The organism is Janthinobacterium sp. LS2A (assembly GCF_036543145.1).
Taxonomy (GTDB): domain Bacteria; phylum Pseudomonadota; class Gammaproteobacteria; order Burkholderiales; family Burkholderiaceae_D; genus Janthinobacterium; species Janthinobacterium aestuarii.
Genome location: NZ_JAZHPB010000002.1, coordinates 843,500 through 861,351, shown reverse-complemented (window position 1 = coordinate 861,351; position 17,852 = coordinate 843,500). Strand labels below are relative to the sequence as shown.

The window sequence follows — 17,852 nt, the reverse complement described above, 5'->3', positions numbered from 1 at the left end:
CCATGTTTGCTGATCCAAAAAAGCGCCTGGGACTGCTGCTGGTCCTGCCGGCGCTGATCTTTATCGTCGTCTGCTTCCTGCTGCCCGTGCTGGCCTTGCTGGTCGACGCCTTCCGCGTCGGCGACGGCATGCAGTGGGGTGTGGACCGCTTCATCGACTTCTTCTCGCAGGAGTTCAACCGCACCATCTTCTGGCGCACCCTGCGCATCGCCGCGCTGGTGACCCTGGCGGCCATCATCCTCGGCTACCCGGCCGCGCAAGCCGTGGCGCGCGTGTCACCGAAGTGGCGCGGGCTGGTGGTGGGCATGATGATCTTGCCGCTGATGGTCTCGCCGATCGCGCGTACCTACGCCTGGATCGTGCTGCTGGGCCGTAACGGCGCCGTCAACGCGGCACTCGTCAACATGGGTTTCACGGAAGATCCGCTGCGTCTGCTGTTCAGCGAATTTGCCGTCTTTGTCGGCCTGCTGCAATTGCTGCTGCCGCTGATGCTGATGTCCTTGGCGGGCGCGCTGGAAAACCTGCCGCGCGACGTGGAACCGGCTGCCGCCACCCTGGGCGCCAATCCATGGCAAGTCTTTTGCAAGGTCACCCTGCCGCTGACGCAGGAAGGCCTGGTCGTGGGCGGCACGCTGGTCTTTACAGGCTGCGTGACGGCCTACGTGACGCCGGCCCTGCTGGGCGGCACCAAGGTGCTGATGCTGGAAACGCTGCTGTACCAGAAGGTCAGCGTGGAGAGCGATTTCGGCGCGGCGAATGTCATCGCCGTCATCCTCGTCTGCATGACCCTGCTGGTCAACGCCGGCCTTAAACGTATTTCCTCGAGCCGGAGTTCCGTATGAAAGAAAGCTTGTTTTCACGTGCCGTTTTATGGCTGGTATTCCTGTTCCTGCTGGGGCCTTTCGCCATCGTCGTGCTGGCGGGCTTTTCCGGCGGCGAGACGTTGGCCTTCCCGCCCGAGTCGTATTCGCTGCGCTGGATCATCGAAGTATGGTCGGCGCCCGAGTTCCGCCGTGCCTTCCAGACCAGCCTGGAAATCGGCCTGATCGCTACTGTCATCGCGCTGCTGCTGGGCATACCTGTCGCGTACGCGTTTTCGCGCATGCCGCCACCGGGCATCGGCGCCATCCGGCAAATCCTGACGTCGCCGCTGATCATTCCCGCCATCCTCGTCGGTCTGGGCTTGCTGCACCACCTGGTGCTGACGATTAACGCGCCCGTCTACGTGGGCCTGCTGATCGGCCACATCGCGCTGTTGATTCCGTATTCGGTGCGCGTCGTGTACGCCAGCCTGGTGAACCTGCGCGTGGATATCGAGGATGCCGCCATCACCCTGGGCGCGTCGCGCCTGCGCGCGTTTTTCATGATCGTGCTGCCGAATATCCGCAACGCCGTGATCGCCGCCTTCTTCCTCGCCTTCGTCACCTCGTTCAACCAGGTGCCCGTGTCGCTGTTCCTCACGGGGCCCGGCATCAGCACCTTGCCGATCGAGATGCTGGGCCATATGGAAAACAGCTTCGATCCATCGATCGCTGCCCTGTCGACCTTGCTGGTCTTGTTCACCATGGCCTTCGTGATGGTGACCGAGAAGGTGCTGGGCATTTCTAAATACATGTAAGAGGCAACACACCATGAGTTATCTGGAACTGCACAAGCTGAACCTCGGCTACGCGAAGAACACGACGTCCGTGAAAGACCTGGACCTGCACGTCGAGCAGGGCGAACTGATCTCCCTGCTGGGCCCCAGCGGCTGCGGCAAGACCACCATCATGCGCGCGATTGCCGGCCTGATGCCGCTGCAGTCAGGACGCATCGTGCTCGATGGCCGCGAGATCGGCAAGCTGGCGCCGAACAAGCGCAATATCGGCATGGTGTTCCAGTCGTATGCGCTGTTCCCGCACCTGAACGTGTACGACAACATCGCGTTTGGTTTGCGCCTGCGCAAGGTCGCACCGGCCCTGCTGAAAACGAAAGTGGAAGCCGTGATCGCCGCCGTGGGACTGACGGGTTTTGAAACCCGCTTGCCGGCGCAGATGTCGGGCGGCCAGCAGCAGCGCGTGGCGCTGGCGCGCGCCATCGTCGTCGAACCGGCCCTGCTGCTGCTCGATGAACCGCTGTCGAACCTGGACGCCAAGCTGCGCGTGCAGATGCGCGCCGAGCTGCGCCGCATCCAGCGCGAACTGGGCATCACCATGCTGTACGTGACGCATGACCAGGAAGAAGCGCTGGCCCTGTCCGACCGTATCGTCGTCATGAACGGCGGGCGCATCGAGCAGCTGGCCGCACCGGAAGCCGTCTTCAACACGCCATCGACGCGCTTCGTTGCCAACTTCATGGGTTTTGAAAACCTGTTCGACTACCGCGACGGCGCGCTGCACCACGCGGGCGCCAGCCTGCCGTACACGTCTCCCGTCGCCGCCGGCACCACGGTGCTGGGCTGGCGTCCGGACAAGGTGCGCGTCTGCGCATCGGATGACGTTGCAGGCCAATACCCGGGCACCGTGCTGGCACGCGGCTTCCTGGGCGACACCGTTGAATACCTGCTGCAAACGCCGCTGGGCCAGGTCAAGGGCATTTGCGCGGCCGGTGGCGCCGCCTGGCGCGAAGGCACGGCCGTCTCGTTCGTGCTGCCTGCCGACAGCGCCTTGTGGCTGGGTGCCTAACTCCGACTGGAAACCATCATGGACAAACCCTTGAAAAAGATATGGCTCGATACCGATCCCGGTTTCGACGATTGGCTGACGATGCTGCTCCTGGGCAGCAATCCCGCTATCGAGTGGCTGGGCGTGAGCGTGGTGGCGGGCAATGCGCCCGTCGACATCACCTACGACAACGCCTTGCGCATCAAGGCCCATGATGGCTTGACGGTGCCGATCTACCGCGGCTGCGACCAGCCGCTGGCCGGCGTCATCGAAACGGCGCAGCGCATCCTCGGCGACAGCGGCATGCCGACGACGGGCGAGATCCTGCCGCCCGGCGCCGCTACGGACGCTGCCGGCCACGCCGTCGACGCGCTGATCGCCGCCGTGCGCGCCCACCCTGGCCAGATCACCATCATGGCGATTGCGCCGATGACGAATATCGCAACCGCGCTGGCCAAGGCGCCTGACATCGCCGAGAAAATCGTCGAGATCATTTTGATGGGCGGCTCCACCGACCAGGGCAACCACACGGCGGCGGCCGAATTCAATATCTATGCGGACCCGGAAGCGGCCGCCCAGGTGTTCCAGGCCGGCATCCCGCTGCGCATGTTCGGCTTGAACCTGTGCCGCCAACTGCTGGTGACGAATGGGGAAGTGCGGCAGCTGCGCGCCATCGGCACGCCGCGCGCGCAGCTTTTGTCCGGCTACCTAGAAGCGTATGTGCGCATCCGCAGCGCCGACGGTTCCGTGCCCATGCCCATGTACGACCCCGTGGTGGTGCTGTATCTGGAAGCGCCGCAGCTGTTCCAGTTCCAGAGCTCCCACGTGGCCATCGAATTGACGGGCGAACTGACGCGCGGCATGACGGTGTGCGAGTTCCGCGTGCCGCGCCGCGCGCCCATCAACACCCAGGTGGCGATGCTGGCCGACGGCCCGGCCGCCATCGAACTGCTGATGCGGCGCCTGGCCGGCATTCTCGCCTGATCCACTCCATTACGAAACGAGCTTCATGTCTAATTCATCCCTGAGCATCGAACAGTTTTTACGCGCCATGCCGAAAGTGGAGCTGCATTGTCATTTGTTCGGCACGGTGCGCCAGGCAACTTTCCGCGCGCTGGCCGCCAAGACGCGCAATGTCGTCACCCCCGAGGAAATCGACTCTTTCTACACGCGCGGCGACAAGCCCGTCGGCGTGCTGCGCGTGCTGCGTGCGCTCGACGCGCACCTGATCGTCTCGCCGACCGACCTGTATTGCCTCGCGTATGAATACTTGGAAGACGCGCATGGCCACGGCGTGCGCTATGCGGAGTTTTTCTGGAACCCCACCGGCACCGTGCGCGTGTCGGGCATCCGTTACGAATCGGCGCAAGACGCCATCGTGGCCGCCATCCGCGACGCGCAGCGCGACTTCGGCGTGATCGGCCGTTTGATCCCCAGCATCGACCGCGAAGCGGCTCCCGCGGAAGCCGTGCAGATGGTGGAATGGATGAAGGCTTACCGCGCACCGGAAGTCATCGGCATCGGCATCGACTACCGCGAGAACTACCGTCCGCCGGAACTGTTCATCGAAGCCTACCGCAACGCGCGCGCGGCCGGTTTCAAGTGCACGGCGCATGCGGGCGAATTCGGCATGCCGTGGATGAACGTGGAGACGGCGATAGACGAGTTACAGGTGGACCGTGTCGACCATGGCTACACGATTGTCGACAACCCGGAATTGGCGCAGCGCTGCGTGGAGCGCGGTCTCGTGTTTACCGTGGTGCCGACCAATTCGTATTATTTGCGCACCCTGGCCCCTGAGCGCTGGGCGCTCGACCACCCGATCCGCGCCATGGCCAAGCTGGGCCTGAAACTGCATCCGAATACGGATGATCCGACCCTGCACCACGTGACGCAGACGGGCGCCTGGATGATGATGCGCGAATTCGGCTTCGGCCTCGAAGACATGCGCGGCTTCATGTTGAATGGCCTGGACGCGGCTTGGATAGACGAGTCCACGCGGCGCGACTGGCGCGCGGAGTTTGCGCGCGAATTCGATGCGCTGCGCGCCCGGGTCGCCGAATAAATCAGGCTGATGCTGGGGGCGGTGCCAGCAGCGACGGAAACGCCCGCTGCGGGCAGCTTTGGCGCTCGCACACCTTGCAGCCCGTGCCGATCGGCGTGGCGCTGGAAGGGTCGTGCAGATCGAGTCCCTTCGAATAGATCAAGCGGTGCGCCTGCGAGATGTCGCAGCCCAGCGCCACGGCAAACGTCTTGCCGGGCGCACGGAAGCCAGGCGACGCCGTGCTGACCTGGCGCGCGATCCATAAATAGGTGCAGCCGTCCGGCATGCTGGCCACTTGCGTGAGCACCTGGCCCGGATGGCTGAAGGCATCGTAGACGATCCACAGCGGGCAGGTGCCACCCACCCTTGAGAAATGAAAGTCCGTGGCCGACTGGCGCTTCGAGACATTGCCGGCCCGGTCGACGCGAACGAAGAAAAACGGCAATCCCGCCGCATCCGGGCGCTGCATGGTGCTCAGGCGGTGGCAGACGGCTTCGAAACCCACGCCGAACTGGTGCGCCAGACGCTCGATATCGTAGGCGCGCGTTTCCGCCGCCTGCAGGAAGCGCTGGTAGGGCATCAGCAGGGCGCCCGCAAAATAATTCGAGAAAGCCAGGCGCGCGCCCGTTTGCGCGGCCGCGCCGGACAATCCCGCCGCCAGCACGAGAGCGTCGATCAGGTCGCTGTGTTCGAGCAGGCTGATTTGCGCCGCCATCTGGAAGGCGCGCTGGCCGCCTGTCAGGGTGTCGGGCAGCCACAGTATCTGTTGCTGGGCGTCGTAGCGGTGCTTGCGCACCATGCCCGCGTCGCCATCGGACAAGCGCACTTCGATACCGTGGCGTTCCAGCAGCCGGCCTTGCAGCGCGTCGAGCGTGCGCAGGGCGGGATCGAATTCGCCGGCCACGAGCTCCGCCGCCCGGTCCAGCTCATCGATATAGTTTTGCCGCCGGTTCAGGTATTCGCGCACTTCCTCGTCCGTGGACGGGGCCGCCGAACTGGCGCCGCGGCTGCCATCGTCAAGACGCGCAGCCAGCGTATCGGCCCGCTCCGCCATCACGCGGTAGCGCCGCTGCAGCAGCAAGATCGAGCGGGCCAGTTCCGGCATGTTTTCCACCAGCATCTTGAGTTCCGCCATCGAGGTGGGCGGCGCGTCCGGCAATTCGCCGAACACGTCGCGTACGTCGGCCACGAGGCTGGCGCTGTCGTGTTCGGAAAAGATTTGCGGATCGACGCCCAGCACCGTGCCGATGCGCAGCAAAATCGGCACCGTCAGCGGGCGCTGGTTGCGCTCCATCTGGTTCAGGTAGCTGGGCGAGATGCCCAGGGACTTGGCCAGCGCCACCTGCGTCATGCGCCGTTCCTCGCGCAGCCGCTGCAGGCGCACGCCCATGAAAACCTTTGCCATCGCGTTTCCTCTTCCCCGGTTTGTGGAATCTGCAAATTTACAACATTTGCAGATTAACAGATTCAGCTTTGCATTATCTCGCATTTTCACGCCTTGTTCGCGGCGGCGATTGTGCGAATAATGCAAATAGACTTATACCCACACAAGGAGACACCGAGTGACCACGCAAAACGCTATTCCGACCGTTCCCCTCTTGATCAACGGCGAGTGGGTTGAATCCCAGACCACCGTCTGGCGCGACGTCGTCAACCCCGCCACGCAGGAAGTCCTGGCCAGGGTGCCGTTCGCTACCCCGGACGAAGTCAACGCGGCCATCGCCTCGGCCCAGCGCGCCTTCAAAACCTGGCGCAAGACGCCGATCGGTGCGCGCGCACGTATCTTTTTGAAGCTGCAACAGCTGATCCGTGAAAACATGGCCGACCTGGCCGCCACCCTGACGATGGAACAGGGCAAGACTTTGCTGGACGCGGAAGGCGACGTCTTCCGTGGCCTGGAAGTGGTGGAACACGCGGCCAATATCGGCACCCTGCAAATGGGTGAATACGCGCAAAACGTGGCCGGCGGCGTCGATACCTACAGCGTGATGCAGCCGCTGGGCGTGTGCGCCGGCATTACCCCGTTCAATTTCCCCGCCATGATCCCCTTGTGGATGTTCCCGATGGCAATTGCCTGCGGCAATACCTTCGTGCTGAAACCATCGGAGCAAGATCCGCTCGTGACGGAAAAACTCGTGCGCCTGGCCTTGCAGGCGGGTATTCCTGCCGGCGTGCTGAACGTGATCCACGGCGGCGAAGACGTCGTCAACGCCCTGTGCGACCATCCGGACATCAAGGCGATTTCGTTCGTGGGCTCCAGCAAGGTGGGCACGCATGTGTACCAGCGCGCCAGCCTGAACGGCAAGCGCGCGCAATGCATGATGGGCGCCAAGAACCATGCCGTCGTCTTGCCGGATGCAAATAAAGAACAGACCCTGAATCAGTTGCTGGGTGCGGGTTTCGGCGCGGCCGGCCAGCGCTGCATGGCCGCCTCGGTCGCCGTGCTGGTGGGCGAAGCGCGCGAATGGCTGCCGGAACTGGCCGCCAAGGCGCAAGGCTTGAGCGTCGGTGCGGGCAAGGACAATCCGGACCTCGGTCCCGTCATTTCCTGCGCAGCCAAGGAGCGCGTGCACAGCCTCGTTGCCAAGGGCATCGAGCAGGGCGCCGTCTTGACTCTCGATGGCCGCGACGTCAAGGTCGATGGCTATCCGAACGGCAACTTCGTGGGACCGACGATTCTGTCCGGTGTGAAACCCGGCATGGTCGTGTATGACCAGGAAATCTTTGGCCCTGTGCTGATCGTCGTCGAAGTCGATACCCTGGATGAAGCGATTGCTCTCGTGAACGCGAATCCGAACGGCAACGGCACGGCGCTGTTTACGCAAAGCGGCGCGGCCGCGCGCTACTTCCAGGAAGAAATCGACGTGGGCCAAGTCGGCATCAACGTGCCTATTCCTGTGCCCGTTCCCCTGTTCAGCTTTACGGGTTCGCGCGGCTCCAAGCTGGGCGATCTGGGCCCGTTCGGCAAGCAAGTCGTGCTGTTCTACACGCAGACGCAAACGATTACCCAGCGCTGGTTCACGGATGCGGCCTCGGTGGGCAAGGTCAACACGACCATCAGCCTCAAATAAGGAGCTGGCATGGACTTTGAACTGAGCGACGAGCAGCGCGAGTTCCAGCAGGCGGCGCGCGCGTTTGCCGAAGGGGAACTGGCGCCGCATGCGGCCCATTGGGACGCGGAATCGATCTTTCCCGTGGAAACTATCGCCAAGGCGGGCGAGATGGGCTTTTGCGGCTTGTACACGCCGCAGCGCTGGGGCGGCCTGGGCTTGAGCCGCCAGGATGCGGCCATCGTCTTCGAGGAGCTGGCCGGGGGCTGCACTTCGACCACGGCTTACATCACGATCCACAACATGGCCACGTGGATGCTGTCGCGCTGGGGCCAGGAAGCCCTGTGCGACGAATGGGTGCCGGCCCTGGCTGCCGGCCAGAAGCTGGCCAGCTATTGCCTGACGGAACCGCAATCGGGCTCCGACGCGGCGTCCTTGCGCACGAAAGCCGTGAAGGATGGCGATTTCTATGTGCTGGATGGAACCAAGGCCTTCATTTCGGGCGCGGGCCAGACGGACATGCTGATCGTTATGGCACGCACGGGCGGCGAGGGCGCGGCCGGCATCTCCGCGTTTGCCGTGCCGGCCAATTTGCCCGGCATCGTGTATGGCAAGAAGGAAGAAAAGATGGGCTGGAACAGCCAGCCCACGCGCATCATCAGCTTCGACCAGGTAAGAGTTCCTGTAGGTAACTTGCTGGGCGCGGAAGGCGAAGGCTTTACCATTGCCATGAAGGGCATCGATGGCGGGCGCATCAATATCGCCGTGTGCTCGGTGGGCACGGCGCAGGCGGCCCTCACGCGCGCGCAAGCGTACATGAAGGAGCGCACGCAGTTTGGCCGCGAGCTGGCGCAGTTCCAGGCCCTGCAATTCAAGCTGGCCGACATGCTGACGGAACTGGTGGCGGCGCGCCAGATGGTGCGCCTGGCGGCCTGGAAACTGGACCAGGAAAGCCCGGACGCCACGGCGTATTGTGCCATGGCCAAACGATTCGCCACGGACGTGGGTTTCAATGTGGCCAACGATGCGCTGCAATTGCATGGCGGCTATGGCTACATCCGCGAGTATCCGCTCGAGCGCCATGTGCGCGACACGCGGGTGCACCAGATCCTGGAAGGGACGAATGAAATCATGCGCCTGATCGTCGCGCGAGCGATTTTGAAAGACGGCGCCACGGAGACCTTACGATGAGCAAAGTGTATACAAATTTACTGCTGGAACGCCGTGGCCACACGGCCCTGGTGACCCTCGATAATCCTCCGGCCCACACGTGGACCCTGGCCAGCCTGAACGGGCTGACGCAGCTGGTGGCCGACCTGAATGCCGACCCGGACGTGTATGCGCTCGTGATTACGGGGGGCGGCGCCAAGTTCTTCTCGGCCGGCGCCGACTTGAACGTGTTTGCCGATGGTAACAAGGACACGGCGTTTGCCATGGCCGCCGCGTTTGGCGAGGCGTTCGAGGCATTGTCCGCGTTTCGCGGCGTCAGCATCGCCGCCATCAATGGCTATGCCATGGGCGGCGGGCTCGAATGCGCGCTGGCCTGCGACATCCGTATCGCGGAAGAACACGCGCAGATGGCCTTGCCGGAAGCATCGGTCGGCCTGCTGCCGTGCGCGGGCGGCACGCAGCATTTGCCATGGCTGGTGGGCGAAGGCTGGGCCAAGCGCATGATTTTATGCGGCGAGCGGGTCGATGCGGCCAAGGCCCTGGCCATCGGCCTCGTCGAAGAAGTCGTGCCAACCGGCAAGGCTGCCGCCACGGCGCTGGCCCTGGCCGCCAAGGTGGCGCGCCAGAGCCCCAGCAGCGTGACGGCGTGCAAGACCCTGATCCAGGGCGCGCGCAGCCATCCGCTCGTCAATTCCCTGCCCGATGAACGCACCCTGTTCCTGGGCCTGTTCGATACGCAAGACCAGAAAGAGGGTGTGCAAGCGTTCCTGGAAAAACGTCCGGCGGAGTGGCGCAATGGCTGAAATCTTGGCTGAAAGCACCCTGATTGATACGGTGAAGATCGAGGAGCGCGATTGTCCCGGCGGCATGAAGCTGGGCGTCATCACCCTCGATGCGCCCAAATCCCTGCATGCGCTGACCCTGGACATGATACGCGCCATCGATGGCGCCCTCGTGCGCTGGGCCAGTGACGACGCCATCGCCTGCGTGGTGCTGCACTCGTCGACCGACAAGGCCTTTTGCGCGGGTGGCGACGTGCGCAGCCTGCGTTCGGCAGTTGCCGAGCAACCGGGCGTCGTGCCGAACCCGCAGGCGCTGGCCTTCTTTGCCGAGGAATACCGGCTCGACCACCGCATCCATACGTACGTGAAGCCGCTGCTCGTGTGGGGCGGCGGCATCGTCATGGGTGGCGGCCTGGGTCTGATGGCGGGCGCCAGTCACCGTGTCGTAACGGAAAGCACGCGCATCGCCATGCCGGAAATCACGATCGGCCTGTTCCCGGACGTGGGCGGCAGCTGGTTCCTGGGCCGCATGCCGGGCCGCAGCGGCCTGTTCCTGGGCTTGACGGGCGCGCCGATGAACGCGGCCGACGCCCTGTTCACAGGGCTCGGCGACTATTTCCTGCGCCAGGAAGAGCGCGCCATGGTGCTCGACTCGCTGGCGCTGGCGCAATGGCAAGCCAGCCCGCAGGCGAACGGCGAGCAGCTGGGCCGCTTGCTGCGCGGTTTCTCGGCGCCTGCCTCCATGCTGCCCGTCTCCGAAGTGCGCGCCAACTTCGACGCCATCGCGGCACTGACGCAAGCGCCCACTTTGCCCGAAGTGGTGGCCGCCATTGCCGCGTACGACGGCGATTCGGCCTGGCTGCAAAAGGCGGCCCATTCGCTGGCCAAGGGCGCGCCCAGTTCCGCCGCTTTGGTCTGGGCCATGCGCGACCGCACACGTCACATGAGTTTGGCGCAAGCGTTCCAGCTGGAATTGATCGTGGCCGTGCAATGCTGCGCCCATGCGGACTTCAGCGAAGGCGTGCGTGCTTTGCTGATCGACAAGGACAACGCGCCGCAGTGGCAGCCGGCCAGCCTGGCCGACGTCGGCGATGCGTATCTGAATGAATATTTCGCGGCGCCATGGGATAGCCATCCTTTGCGCGACCTGCATTAAAAGAACAACAGGAGACTTTAAAAAATGCAACATATCGCTTTCATCGGCCTGGGCAACATGGGCGCGCCGATGGCCCGCAACCTGGTGGCCGCCGGCTTCCACGTGTCCGTCTTCGACCTGGCGCCAGCAGCCGTCGCATCGCTCGTTGAAGCGGGCGCCACGGCGGCTGCATCGGCCAGCGCGGCCGTACAGACGGCCGACGCCGTCATCACCATGCTGCCAGCCAACAAGCACGTGCAGGAGCTGTACCTGGCGGCTGGCGGTGTGCTCGATTCCGCCAAGCCCGGTGCCCTGTTCATCGATTGCAGCACCATCGCGGCCGACGTGGCACGGCAAGTGGCGCAGGCGGCCAGCGAGCGCGGCTTTGCCATGATCGATGCGCCCGTCTCGGGCGGCACGGCGGGCGCGGCGGCCGGCACCCTGACCTTCATCGTGGGTGGCAGCGAAGCGGCCTTGCAGCAGGCGCGTCCATTGCTGGAAAAGATGGGCAAGAACATCTTCCATGCGGGCGAGGCGGGTGCGGGTCAGGTAGCGAAGATTTGCAACAACATGCTGCTGGGGATCTTGATGGCCGGTACGGCCGAGGCGCTGAACCTGGGCGTGGCGCATGGCCTCGATCCGAAAGTGTTGTCCGACATCATGGCCAAGAGCTCGGGGCGCAACTGGACCCTGGAAGTGTACAACCCGTGGCCCGGCGTCATGGATGGCACGCCCGCGTCGCGCAATTACACGGGTGGCTTCGGCACGGCGCTGATGCTGAAAGACCTGGGCCTGGCGCAGCAGTCGGCCCTGTCGGCAAACGCGCCCACGCCGTTGGGCGGGCTGGTGCGCCAGTTGTACCAGATGCATGCGCAAGCCGGTTATGCGCAGCAGGATTTCTCCAGCATCGTGCAGATGCTGCAGCCGGACTTGAATAAACCCGCTTGAGGAATTTTGGGCAAAAAAAAGCCCGCTGGTAAAAGCGGGCTAAATCCAATTCTTGGAAGAGTTGGAGGAGACGGATGCATTATGCTGCATCGCCACATATAACTCCAATTTATCTTTCGAATATCAACTATATTCTTCAGTGATATCTCTTCCTGGCAGCCGCGTCGCGGCTGCCAGCGCCACAGCGTTAGCCCGGATTGCAGGCGATCTGCACGGTGGTCACGTTCGCTTCGCCCATCACGCCGACGCCAGTGTTGGGCGCCACGCTGCATTTCAAGCCGGTTGGCTGGGTAAATACGCTGATGCCATACTTGTCGCCATCGGCAACACGCGATGCCAGGGTGAAGGTCGTGCTGCCCTTGGCCACCGTGGTTTGCGCATTGCCGTTGATCAAGACCAGGCCGTCGGCTGTCAGGCCAGTCACCGTGCCGCCAACCGTGTAGCTATTTTGCGTGCACACGACCGCTGCCTGGATGCTCAGGTAATGACCGGCCGAACCGGTCCCGCCACTGATGGCGCAAGTCATGTGGGCTGGCTGGGTCTGCACGGTGATGTTGTAGTCGGTGCCATAGTCGATGCGCTTGGCAAAGGTAAACGAGGTCTGGCCGGCTTTGACCGGGAGCGGGACGCCGCCGTTGGCCAGGACGAGGCCGTCGGTGTTCAAGTTGCTGATGGTGCCACTGACATCATACGAGGCCTTGCCGCCGCAAGCAGCCAGTCCCAGGGTCAACAGCAGCGCGGCGAGTGGGCGCAGGCAGGATAACTTCATGTATTTCTCCAATATAGTGGTGACGAATCGCGTGGCTTACTGCGCCGTGCAGTTCAGTGTGGCGCCGGTCGTGGCGGCTGAGCCCATGGTGCCGACAACATCGCGGCCGTTGGCGCTGGCAGAGCCCACGAAACTGCACGTCTGGCCCGCTGGATACGTCGCTATGGAAATATTGTAGGCGATGCCGTCATTGACAGCCGGGAACGTATAGCTGGTGCTGCCTTTCAGCGGGCTGGTGCTGGCGTTGCCAATGGCCAAGGTCAAACCGTCGGCGGTCAGGCCCGTGATCGTGCCGCTCAGCGGGTAGGTATTGGTCGTGCAAGTCACCAGGGCAGTGGTCACGGTATAGCTCGATGCCTTGCCTGCGCCATTGGTAATCGTGCACACGGCGCCTTTGGGCTGTTGTGCGATGCTGATGTCGTAGCGGTCATCGGTGTTGACCAGCTTGGTGAAAACAAACGAGGTCTGGCCTGCGGAGACCGGCAAGCGTTCGCCATCATTGAGGAGAATCAGGCCGTCTTTTGCCAGATTGGACACTTGGCCACTCAGATACAGGTTGCCGCCGCTGCCGCCGCAGGCTGCCAATGTGACGGCGCAAGCCGCCGCCAGCATCGAGCGCAGGTACAAATTTTTCATACATTCTCCAAAACGAATTAGGTTGGGTAGCGCAACGCGGACGCTGGCGCCGCATTGGAATGGCGCCTATTTTAGTCTATCTGGCAAGCTGAATGATCTTGCCTTGTATCACCCTGTAACAATTTTTCGCCGGGAAGCGCTGGCCCGGCCCCATTTCACGGGGGCGCAGCCATGCCGGTGGCGGCGATCGGTGCGACAATAGATGCAGGCTGCGCACTGTGGCGCGGCATCCACCGTGAATCCCATGTCCCTTGCTCCTGTAAAACCTCCCGTGCCGCCCAAGGCCATCCTGTTCGACCTCGACGATACTCTGTGGCCCATCGCGCCCGTGATTGCCGCCGCCGAAACCCTGCTGCACGACTGGCTGGCCACGCATGCGCCCAAGGTGGCGCAGCAGTTTTCCATCGAGGTGCTGCGCCAGCACCGGCTAGCCATGCTCAATGAACAACCGCATTTTCATGGCAACCTGATCGAGCTGCGCCGCGCGGGCTTGCTGACCGCCTTCGAGGCCGCCGGCGAGGATCCGGCCCTGGTCGATGGCGCCATCGCGCAGTTCCTGGCGGCGCGCCATCGCGTCCAGCCGTATGACGATGTGTTGCCTGGCCTGGCCTGGATGGGCCAGCGCATGCTGGTCGGCTCCATTTCGAATGGCAATGCGGACCTTGAAATTATCGGCCTGGCGCAGCATTTCAAGGTATCGATCGCCGCCAGCGATTTCGGTGTGGCCAAGCCCGACGCCAGCATCTTCCTGGCCGGTTGCGCCGCGCTGGGCGTGGCGCCCCATGAAGCCGTGTATGTCGGCGACGATCTGTATTTCGATGTGACGGGGGCGCAAGGGGCGGGCATGCGTGCCGTGTGGATGAACCGCAAGGGCAGCGACGCCCACCTGGCCGCCGGCGTGCAGCCCGACGCCATCTGCGCCAACTTTGATGAATTGCTGCTGTGGCTGCAGGGGCAACTGGAAGATTGATCGCCGCCGGGCGGACGAACGTGCATAATAGGCGCTGTTGATGCACGTTCGGCCGCTTTCGTTGCCGCTTGCTTAACAAAATACTTGCTTAAATAAAAAACCATGCAACTCGATACACGTGCCCAAACACTGCTGAAAGCCCTGGTCGAGCGATATATCGCCGACGGCCTGCCGGTCGGTTCGCGCGCCTTGTCGAAAATTTCCGGCCTCGACCTGTCGCCAGCCACGATCCGCAACATCATGGCCGATCTGGAAGAGCTCGGTTATGTGTCCAGTCCGCATACCTCGGCCGGACGCATCCCCACGCCGCGTGGCTACCGCATCTTTGTCGACACCTTGCTGACTGTCCGGCATCTGGATGAGCATCTGGTGGAGTCGCGCATGCGCCTGCAGACGCCGCAGCCGCAAAAAACCATCGCCAACGCGGCGCAGATGCTGTCGTCGCTGTCGCAGTTTGCCGGCGTCGTGCTCAGCCCGCGCCGCGAATCCGTGTTCCAGCAAATCGAATTCCTGCGCCTGTCCGAAAAACGCATCCTGCTCGTCATCGTCGCGCCCGGCGGCGACGTGCAGAACCGTTTATTGCTGACGGAGGCCGACTATACGCCGGCGCAACTGGTGCAATCGGCCAATTACATCAACCAGAATTATGGCGGCCTGTCATTCGAAGCCGTGCGCGTGCGCCTGCAGGGCGAGCTGCGCCAGTTGCGCGACGACATGGGCAGCCTGATGCAGGCGGCCGTGGAAGCGGGCAGCGAGGCGATGGCCGACCATAGCGACGACATGGTGATTTCCGGCGAGCGCAACTTGCTCAGCGTGAGCGATCTGTCATCGAATATGCATTCGCTGCGCCAGATGTTCGACATGTTCGAGCAAAAAACGGGCTTGATGCAGCTGCTCGACGTGTCGAGCAAGGCGACGGGCGTGCAGATTTTCATCGGCGGCGAATCGAACCTGGTGCCGATGGATGAAATGAGCGTGGTGACGGCGCCGTATGAAGTCAACGGCAAGATCGTGGGAACGTTGGGAGTGATCGGACCGACGCGCATGGCTTACGAGCGCGTCATTCCGATTGTCGATATCACGGCTAAATTACTGTCAAGCGCGCTCAGCCATCATTGATCGTACTGCCTGATGCGCCAGCCGCTCCATGGGAGCGGCAAGCACGGATCAGGCGGTTTTGTGCGGGCAAGCCGTCTTGGTACAGTTGCCGTAGATGGCCAGCGCGTGTTCGGCGATCTTGAAGCCGCGCTCTTCGGCCACTTTTTGCTGGCGGATTTCGATTTCTTCGTCGAAGAATTCTTCGACCCGGCCACAGTCGAGGCACACCAGGTGGTCGTGGTGGGAGCCTTCGTTGAGTTCGAAAATCGCCTTGCCGGTTTCAAAATGGTTGCGGTTGAGCAAGCCTGCCTGTTCGAATTGGGTCAGGACGCGGTAGACAGTTGCCAGGCCGACATCCATATTATCGGCCAGCAGAATCTTGTAGACGTCTTCCGCCGTCAGGTGGCGTACCGGGCTACTCTGGAAGATATCGAGTATCTTCAGCCGTGGCAGGGTGGCTTTCAGGCCGCTTGCCTTGAGATCACTAGGATTGTTACTCATGTTTGTTGCTCGTATGTGGGTCAGGTGCTTTATCATATAGCGTTTTAGCGGGGAGTGCCAAAATATGCATTTTTTGGCAGGCCGGCCACTCCTGGCGTTTTGTTCATCAAATTGAGGTCATTTATGCGCGTAACACCGGCTGTATTGCCATCTCTCTGGCACCGTATTTCATTCCGAGCACCAGTCGTGGCAGGCATGGTCTGTGTCGCGCTGGCCATGTCCGGCTGCGCCAGCCGTGGCATCCTTGGCGAAAAGCCGGCAGCTGCTCAAAAAGAAGGCAAGGAACTGGTCCCCGAACAGGGCGCACAAACGACCACCATTACGCCGCTGCAAAAATTCATGTGGTTTTTCTCGCCCTACCGTCCTGACATTCAACAAGGCAACTTTGTCTCCGAAGAGATGCTGGCCCAGTTGAAAGTGGGCATGACGCGCGACCAGGTGCGCTTCGTCCTCGGCACCTCGCTGCTGACCGATATCTTCCATGCCGACCGCTGGGATTACCCATTCCGCCTGGCCCGGGGCAGTGGCGAAACCACCAGCAGCCGCGTGGTCGTGTACTTCGGCAAGGATGGTAAAGTGGAACGTTTCGAAGGCGGCAACTTGCCGACGGAGAAAGAATACATCGACCGTATCGCCGGTCCGTCGCCGTTCGCCAAGGTCGCCAAGGCCGACGTGCCTGCCGCCGCTGTGCCATCGCCCGTGGCGCCAAGCGCCGTGCCGGTGCCAGCCGATGCCGCCCCTGCCATTCCTGTGAGCAAGCCTGAAGTTGCACCTGCACCCGCAACGGCACCTGCCGCCGAGCCTGCACCTGCTGCCGAACCCACCAAATAAGCTGTTGTAAGAGAATAAAATGACTGAACTGAAAATTGCCATCGCTGGCGCCAGCGGCCGCATGGGCCATATCTTGATCGAAGCGGTCAGCAACGCGCCCGACGCCGTGCTCGCTGGCGCACTCGACCGCGCCGGTTCGCCGTCTGTCGGCCAGGATGCCGCCGCTTTCCTCGGCAAGCCTGCCGGCGTGCTGATCGAGTCCGACCTGGCCACCGGCCTGGCCGGCGCCGATTACCTGATCGACTTCACGCGTCCTGAAGGCACTTTGCAGCACCTGGCGTATTGCGCCGAGCACGGCGTCAAGATGATCATCGGCACCACCGGTTTCGATGACGCTGGCAAGGCCGCCATTGCCGCCGCCGCCGAAAAGACGGCCATCATGTTCGCGCCGAACATGAGCGTGGGCGTGAACGTCACCATGAAGCTGCTGGAACTGGCCGCGAAAAGCCTGTCCGAAGGCTACGATATCGAGATCATCGAAGCGCATCACCGCTTCAAGGTCGATGCGCCGTCGGGCACGGCCCTGCAAATGGGTGAAGTGGTGGCCGGCGCCCTGGGCCGCGACTTGAAGGAATGCGCCGTGTACGGCCGCGAAGGCGTGACGGGCGAACGCGACCCGTCAACCATCGGCTTTGCCACCATCCGCGGCGGCGATATCGTCGGCGACCATACGGTGCTGTTTGCCGGCATCGGCGAGCGCATCGAGATCAGCCACAAGTCGAGCAGCCGGGTCACCTACGCCCACGGCGCACTGCGCGCCGCGCGTTTCCTGGCCGACAAACCGACCGGCCTGTTCGACATGCAGGATGTGCTGTCGCTGAAGAACTGAGGAGCACCATGGCCACTGCCATCCTGAATGGAAAAGACATCACCGACGAAGCGAGTTTTCACGCGCAATGCGTGCAAGCCTTCGGTTTCCCCGAGTTCTACGGCAACAGCATGGATGCCTGGGTCGATTGCCTCAGCTATTTGCGCGACGACGAAAACATGACGCAATTCCGTTTGAAGCCGAACGAAGTGCTGGAAATCGTTGTGCAGGATGCGGCAAGCATGAAGGCGCAAGTGTCTGATTTACTGGAAGAAATCACCTTCTGTATCGCCGGCATCAATGAGCGCTATGACGATTATGGCGAAAAGCCGGCGTTGAAGCTGGTACTCAAGTAAATAGAATCGTAGGTCGGATTAGGCCCTGCGGGCCGTAATCCGACAACATTGTTGGCGCTGGGTGCGGTGTCGGATTACGCGCAAGCGCTAATCCGACCTACGTTCTTCCCAT

The 17,852-nt window shown here is 62.7% G+C and carries 19 protein-coding genes; 15 read left to right on the top strand and 4 right to left on the bottom strand.

What is annotated here, in order from left to right; all coding sequences use genetic code 11:
* The first annotated feature begins 2 nt into the window (after positions 1–2).
* Genes V3C40_RS09710 through V3C40_RS09690 form a run of 5 tightly spaced genes read left to right on the top strand, consistent with a single transcriptional unit; the run spans position 3 to position 4,707 of the window.
* Entirely contained in the window at positions 3–842 is an 840-nt protein-coding gene (locus V3C40_RS09710) for an ABC transporter permease (protein WP_331777286.1), read from the top strand.
* Positions 839–1,618 (top strand): ABC transporter permease, encoded by a 780-nt coding sequence (locus V3C40_RS09705; RefSeq protein WP_034778814.1) that lies wholly within the window; start codon positions 839–841, stop codon positions 1,616–1,618. The genes V3C40_RS09710 and V3C40_RS09705 overlap by 4 nt, the downstream gene beginning before the upstream one ends.
* 13 nt (positions 1,619–1,631) lie before the next feature.
* Complete coding sequence (locus V3C40_RS09700) at positions 1,632–2,663, top strand: ABC transporter ATP-binding protein (protein ID WP_331777285.1); 1,032 nt, start codon at positions 1,632–1,634, stop codon at positions 2,661–2,663.
* A gap of 18 nt (positions 2,664–2,681) precedes the next feature.
* Positions 2,682–3,626 carry a nucleoside hydrolase gene (locus tag V3C40_RS09695; RefSeq protein ID WP_331777284.1) on the top strand — a complete coding sequence of 315 codons (945 nt, stop codon included), beginning with the start codon at positions 2,682–2,684 and terminating at the stop codon, positions 3,624–3,626.
* A gap of 25 nt (positions 3,627–3,651) precedes the next feature.
* A complete protein-coding gene (locus tag V3C40_RS09690; protein WP_331777283.1) occupies positions 3,652–4,707 on the top strand; it encodes an adenosine deaminase family protein in 1,056 nt (351 codons plus the stop codon).
* A 1-nt stretch (position 4,708) separates the two neighbouring features.
* Here V3C40_RS09690 and V3C40_RS09685 read toward each other — a convergent pair whose 3' ends face one another.
* The gene (locus V3C40_RS09685; RefSeq protein ID WP_070302871.1) at positions 4,709–6,091 is read right to left on the bottom strand and encodes a short-chain fatty acyl-CoA regulator family protein; all 1,383 of its coding nucleotides are present in this window, start codon (positions 6,089–6,091) and stop codon (positions 4,709–4,711) included.
* 157 nt (positions 6,092–6,248) lie between these two features.
* Between V3C40_RS09685 and V3C40_RS09680 the strand changes: the two genes are divergently transcribed.
* The 5 genes from V3C40_RS09680 to mmsB are packed head-to-tail and all read left to right on the top strand — an operon-like array spanning position 6,249 to position 11,771.
* Positions 6,249–7,757 (top strand): CoA-acylating methylmalonate-semialdehyde dehydrogenase, encoded by a 1,509-nt coding sequence (locus V3C40_RS09680; RefSeq protein ID WP_331777282.1) that lies wholly within the window; start codon positions 6,249–6,251, stop codon positions 7,755–7,757.
* Between the two features lie 9 nt (positions 7,758–7,766).
* A complete protein-coding gene (locus tag V3C40_RS09675) occupies positions 7,767–8,927 on the top strand; it encodes an acyl-CoA dehydrogenase family protein (RefSeq protein WP_034745696.1) in 1,161 nt (386 codons plus the stop codon).
* The gene (locus tag V3C40_RS09670; protein ID WP_034745699.1) at positions 8,924–9,709 is read left to right on the top strand and encodes an enoyl-CoA hydratase; all 786 of its coding nucleotides are present in this window, start codon (positions 8,924–8,926) and stop codon (positions 9,707–9,709) included. Before V3C40_RS09675 ends, V3C40_RS09670 begins: the two co-directional genes overlap by 4 nt.
* Entirely contained in the window at positions 9,702–10,844 is a 1,143-nt protein-coding gene (locus tag V3C40_RS09665; RefSeq protein ID WP_331777281.1) for an enoyl-CoA hydratase/isomerase family protein, read from the top strand. The genes V3C40_RS09670 and V3C40_RS09665 overlap by 8 nt, the downstream gene beginning before the upstream one ends.
* Positions 10,845–10,868: 24 nt before the next feature.
* Positions 10,869–11,771 carry a 3-hydroxyisobutyrate dehydrogenase gene (mmsB, locus tag V3C40_RS09660; protein ID WP_034745702.1) on the top strand — a complete coding sequence of 301 codons (903 nt, stop codon included), beginning with the start codon at positions 10,869–10,871 and terminating at the stop codon, positions 11,769–11,771.
* A gap of 187 nt (positions 11,772–11,958) precedes the next feature.
* Here the strand turns inward: mmsB and V3C40_RS09655 are convergent, their stop codons facing one another.
* A complete protein-coding gene (locus V3C40_RS09655; protein WP_319990506.1) occupies positions 11,959–12,540 on the bottom strand; it encodes a hypothetical protein in 582 nt (193 codons plus the stop codon).
* 36 nt (positions 12,541–12,576) lie between these two features.
* Entirely contained in the window at positions 12,577–13,176 is a 600-nt protein-coding gene (locus V3C40_RS09650; protein ID WP_034745710.1) for a hypothetical protein, read from the bottom strand.
* Between the two features lie 244 nt (positions 13,177–13,420).
* On the opposite strand from V3C40_RS09650, the gene V3C40_RS09645 reads away from it, so the two are divergent.
* Both V3C40_RS09645 and hrcA read left to right on the top strand, forming a co-directional pair.
* A complete protein-coding gene (locus V3C40_RS09645) occupies positions 13,421–14,146 on the top strand; it encodes an HAD family hydrolase (protein WP_331777280.1) in 726 nt (241 codons plus the stop codon).
* A gap of 102 nt (positions 14,147–14,248) precedes the next feature.
* Positions 14,249–15,265: a heat-inducible transcriptional repressor HrcA gene (gene hrcA / locus V3C40_RS09640; RefSeq protein WP_331777279.1), complete on the top strand. Its 1,017-nt coding sequence runs from the start codon at positions 14,249–14,251 to the stop codon at positions 15,263–15,265.
* Between the two features lie 48 nt (positions 15,266–15,313).
* Here the strand turns inward: hrcA and fur are convergent, their stop codons facing one another.
* On the bottom strand, positions 15,314–15,745 hold the full coding sequence (fur, locus tag V3C40_RS09635) for a ferric iron uptake transcriptional regulator (protein ID WP_034745717.1): 432 nt from the start codon (positions 15,743–15,745) through the stop codon (positions 15,314–15,316).
* Positions 15,746–15,940: 195 nt separating this feature from the next.
* On the opposite strand from fur, the gene V3C40_RS09630 reads away from it, so the two are divergent.
* From V3C40_RS09630 to V3C40_RS09620, 3 genes are read left to right on the top strand one after another with little or no spacing between them, the layout of a single operon-like run.
* Entirely contained in the window at positions 15,941–16,576 is a 636-nt protein-coding gene (locus V3C40_RS09630; protein ID WP_331777349.1) for an outer membrane protein assembly factor BamE, read from the top strand.
* A 19-nt stretch (positions 16,577–16,595) separates the two neighbouring features.
* On the top strand, positions 16,596–17,405 hold the full coding sequence (gene dapB, locus V3C40_RS09625) for a 4-hydroxy-tetrahydrodipicolinate reductase (protein ID WP_034745720.1): 810 nt from the start codon (positions 16,596–16,598) through the stop codon (positions 17,403–17,405).
* An 8-nt stretch (positions 17,406–17,413) separates the two neighbouring features.
* Positions 17,414–17,740 carry a barstar family protein gene (locus tag V3C40_RS09620; RefSeq protein ID WP_331777278.1) on the top strand — a complete coding sequence of 109 codons (327 nt, stop codon included), beginning with the start codon at positions 17,414–17,416 and terminating at the stop codon, positions 17,738–17,740.
* Positions 17,741–17,852 lie beyond the last annotated feature (112 nt).

Coding starts and splice junctions, on each gene's coding strand:
- V3C40_RS09710 (WP_331777286.1), top strand. CDS start 3: ATGTTTGCTGATCCAAAAAAGCGCCTGGGACTGCTGCTGGTCCTGCCG.
- V3C40_RS09705 (WP_034778814.1), top strand. CDS start 839: ATGAAAGAAAGCTTGTTTTCACGTGCCGTTTTATGGCTGGTATTCCTG.
- V3C40_RS09700 (WP_331777285.1), top strand. CDS start 1,632: ATGAGTTATCTGGAACTGCACAAGCTGAACCTCGGCTACGCGAAGAAC.
- V3C40_RS09695 (WP_331777284.1), top strand. CDS start 2,682: ATGGACAAACCCTTGAAAAAGATATGGCTCGATACCGATCCCGGTTTC.
- V3C40_RS09690 (WP_331777283.1), top strand. CDS start 3,652: ATGTCTAATTCATCCCTGAGCATCGAACAGTTTTTACGCGCCATGCCG.
- V3C40_RS09685 (WP_070302871.1), bottom strand. CDS start 6,091: ATGGCAAAGGTTTTCATGGGCGTGCGCCTGCAGCGGCTGCGCGAGGAA.
- V3C40_RS09675 (WP_034745696.1), top strand. CDS start 7,767: ATGGACTTTGAACTGAGCGACGAGCAGCGCGAGTTCCAGCAGGCGGCG.
- V3C40_RS09670 (WP_034745699.1), top strand. CDS start 8,924: ATGAGCAAAGTGTATACAAATTTACTGCTGGAACGCCGTGGCCACACG.
- V3C40_RS09665 (WP_331777281.1), top strand. CDS start 9,702: ATGGCTGAAATCTTGGCTGAAAGCACCCTGATTGATACGGTGAAGATC.
- mmsB (WP_034745702.1), top strand. CDS start 10,869: ATGCAACATATCGCTTTCATCGGCCTGGGCAACATGGGCGCGCCGATG.
- V3C40_RS09655 (WP_319990506.1), bottom strand. CDS start 12,540: ATGAAGTTATCCTGCCTGCGCCCACTCGCCGCGCTGCTGTTGACCCTG.
- V3C40_RS09650 (WP_034745710.1), bottom strand. CDS start 13,176: ATGAAAAATTTGTACCTGCGCTCGATGCTGGCGGCGGCTTGCGCCGTC.
- V3C40_RS09645 (WP_331777280.1), top strand. CDS start 13,421: ATGTCCCTTGCTCCTGTAAAACCTCCCGTGCCGCCCAAGGCCATCCTG.
- hrcA (WP_331777279.1), top strand. CDS start 14,249: ATGCAACTCGATACACGTGCCCAAACACTGCTGAAAGCCCTGGTCGAG.
- fur (WP_034745717.1), bottom strand. CDS start 15,745: ATGAGTAACAATCCTAGTGATCTCAAGGCAAGCGGCCTGAAAGCCACC.
- V3C40_RS09630 (WP_331777349.1), top strand. CDS start 15,941: ATGGTCTGTGTCGCGCTGGCCATGTCCGGCTGCGCCAGCCGTGGCATC.
- dapB (WP_034745720.1), top strand. CDS start 16,596: ATGACTGAACTGAAAATTGCCATCGCTGGCGCCAGCGGCCGCATGGGC.
- V3C40_RS09620 (WP_331777278.1), top strand. CDS start 17,414: ATGGCCACTGCCATCCTGAATGGAAAAGACATCACCGACGAAGCGAGT.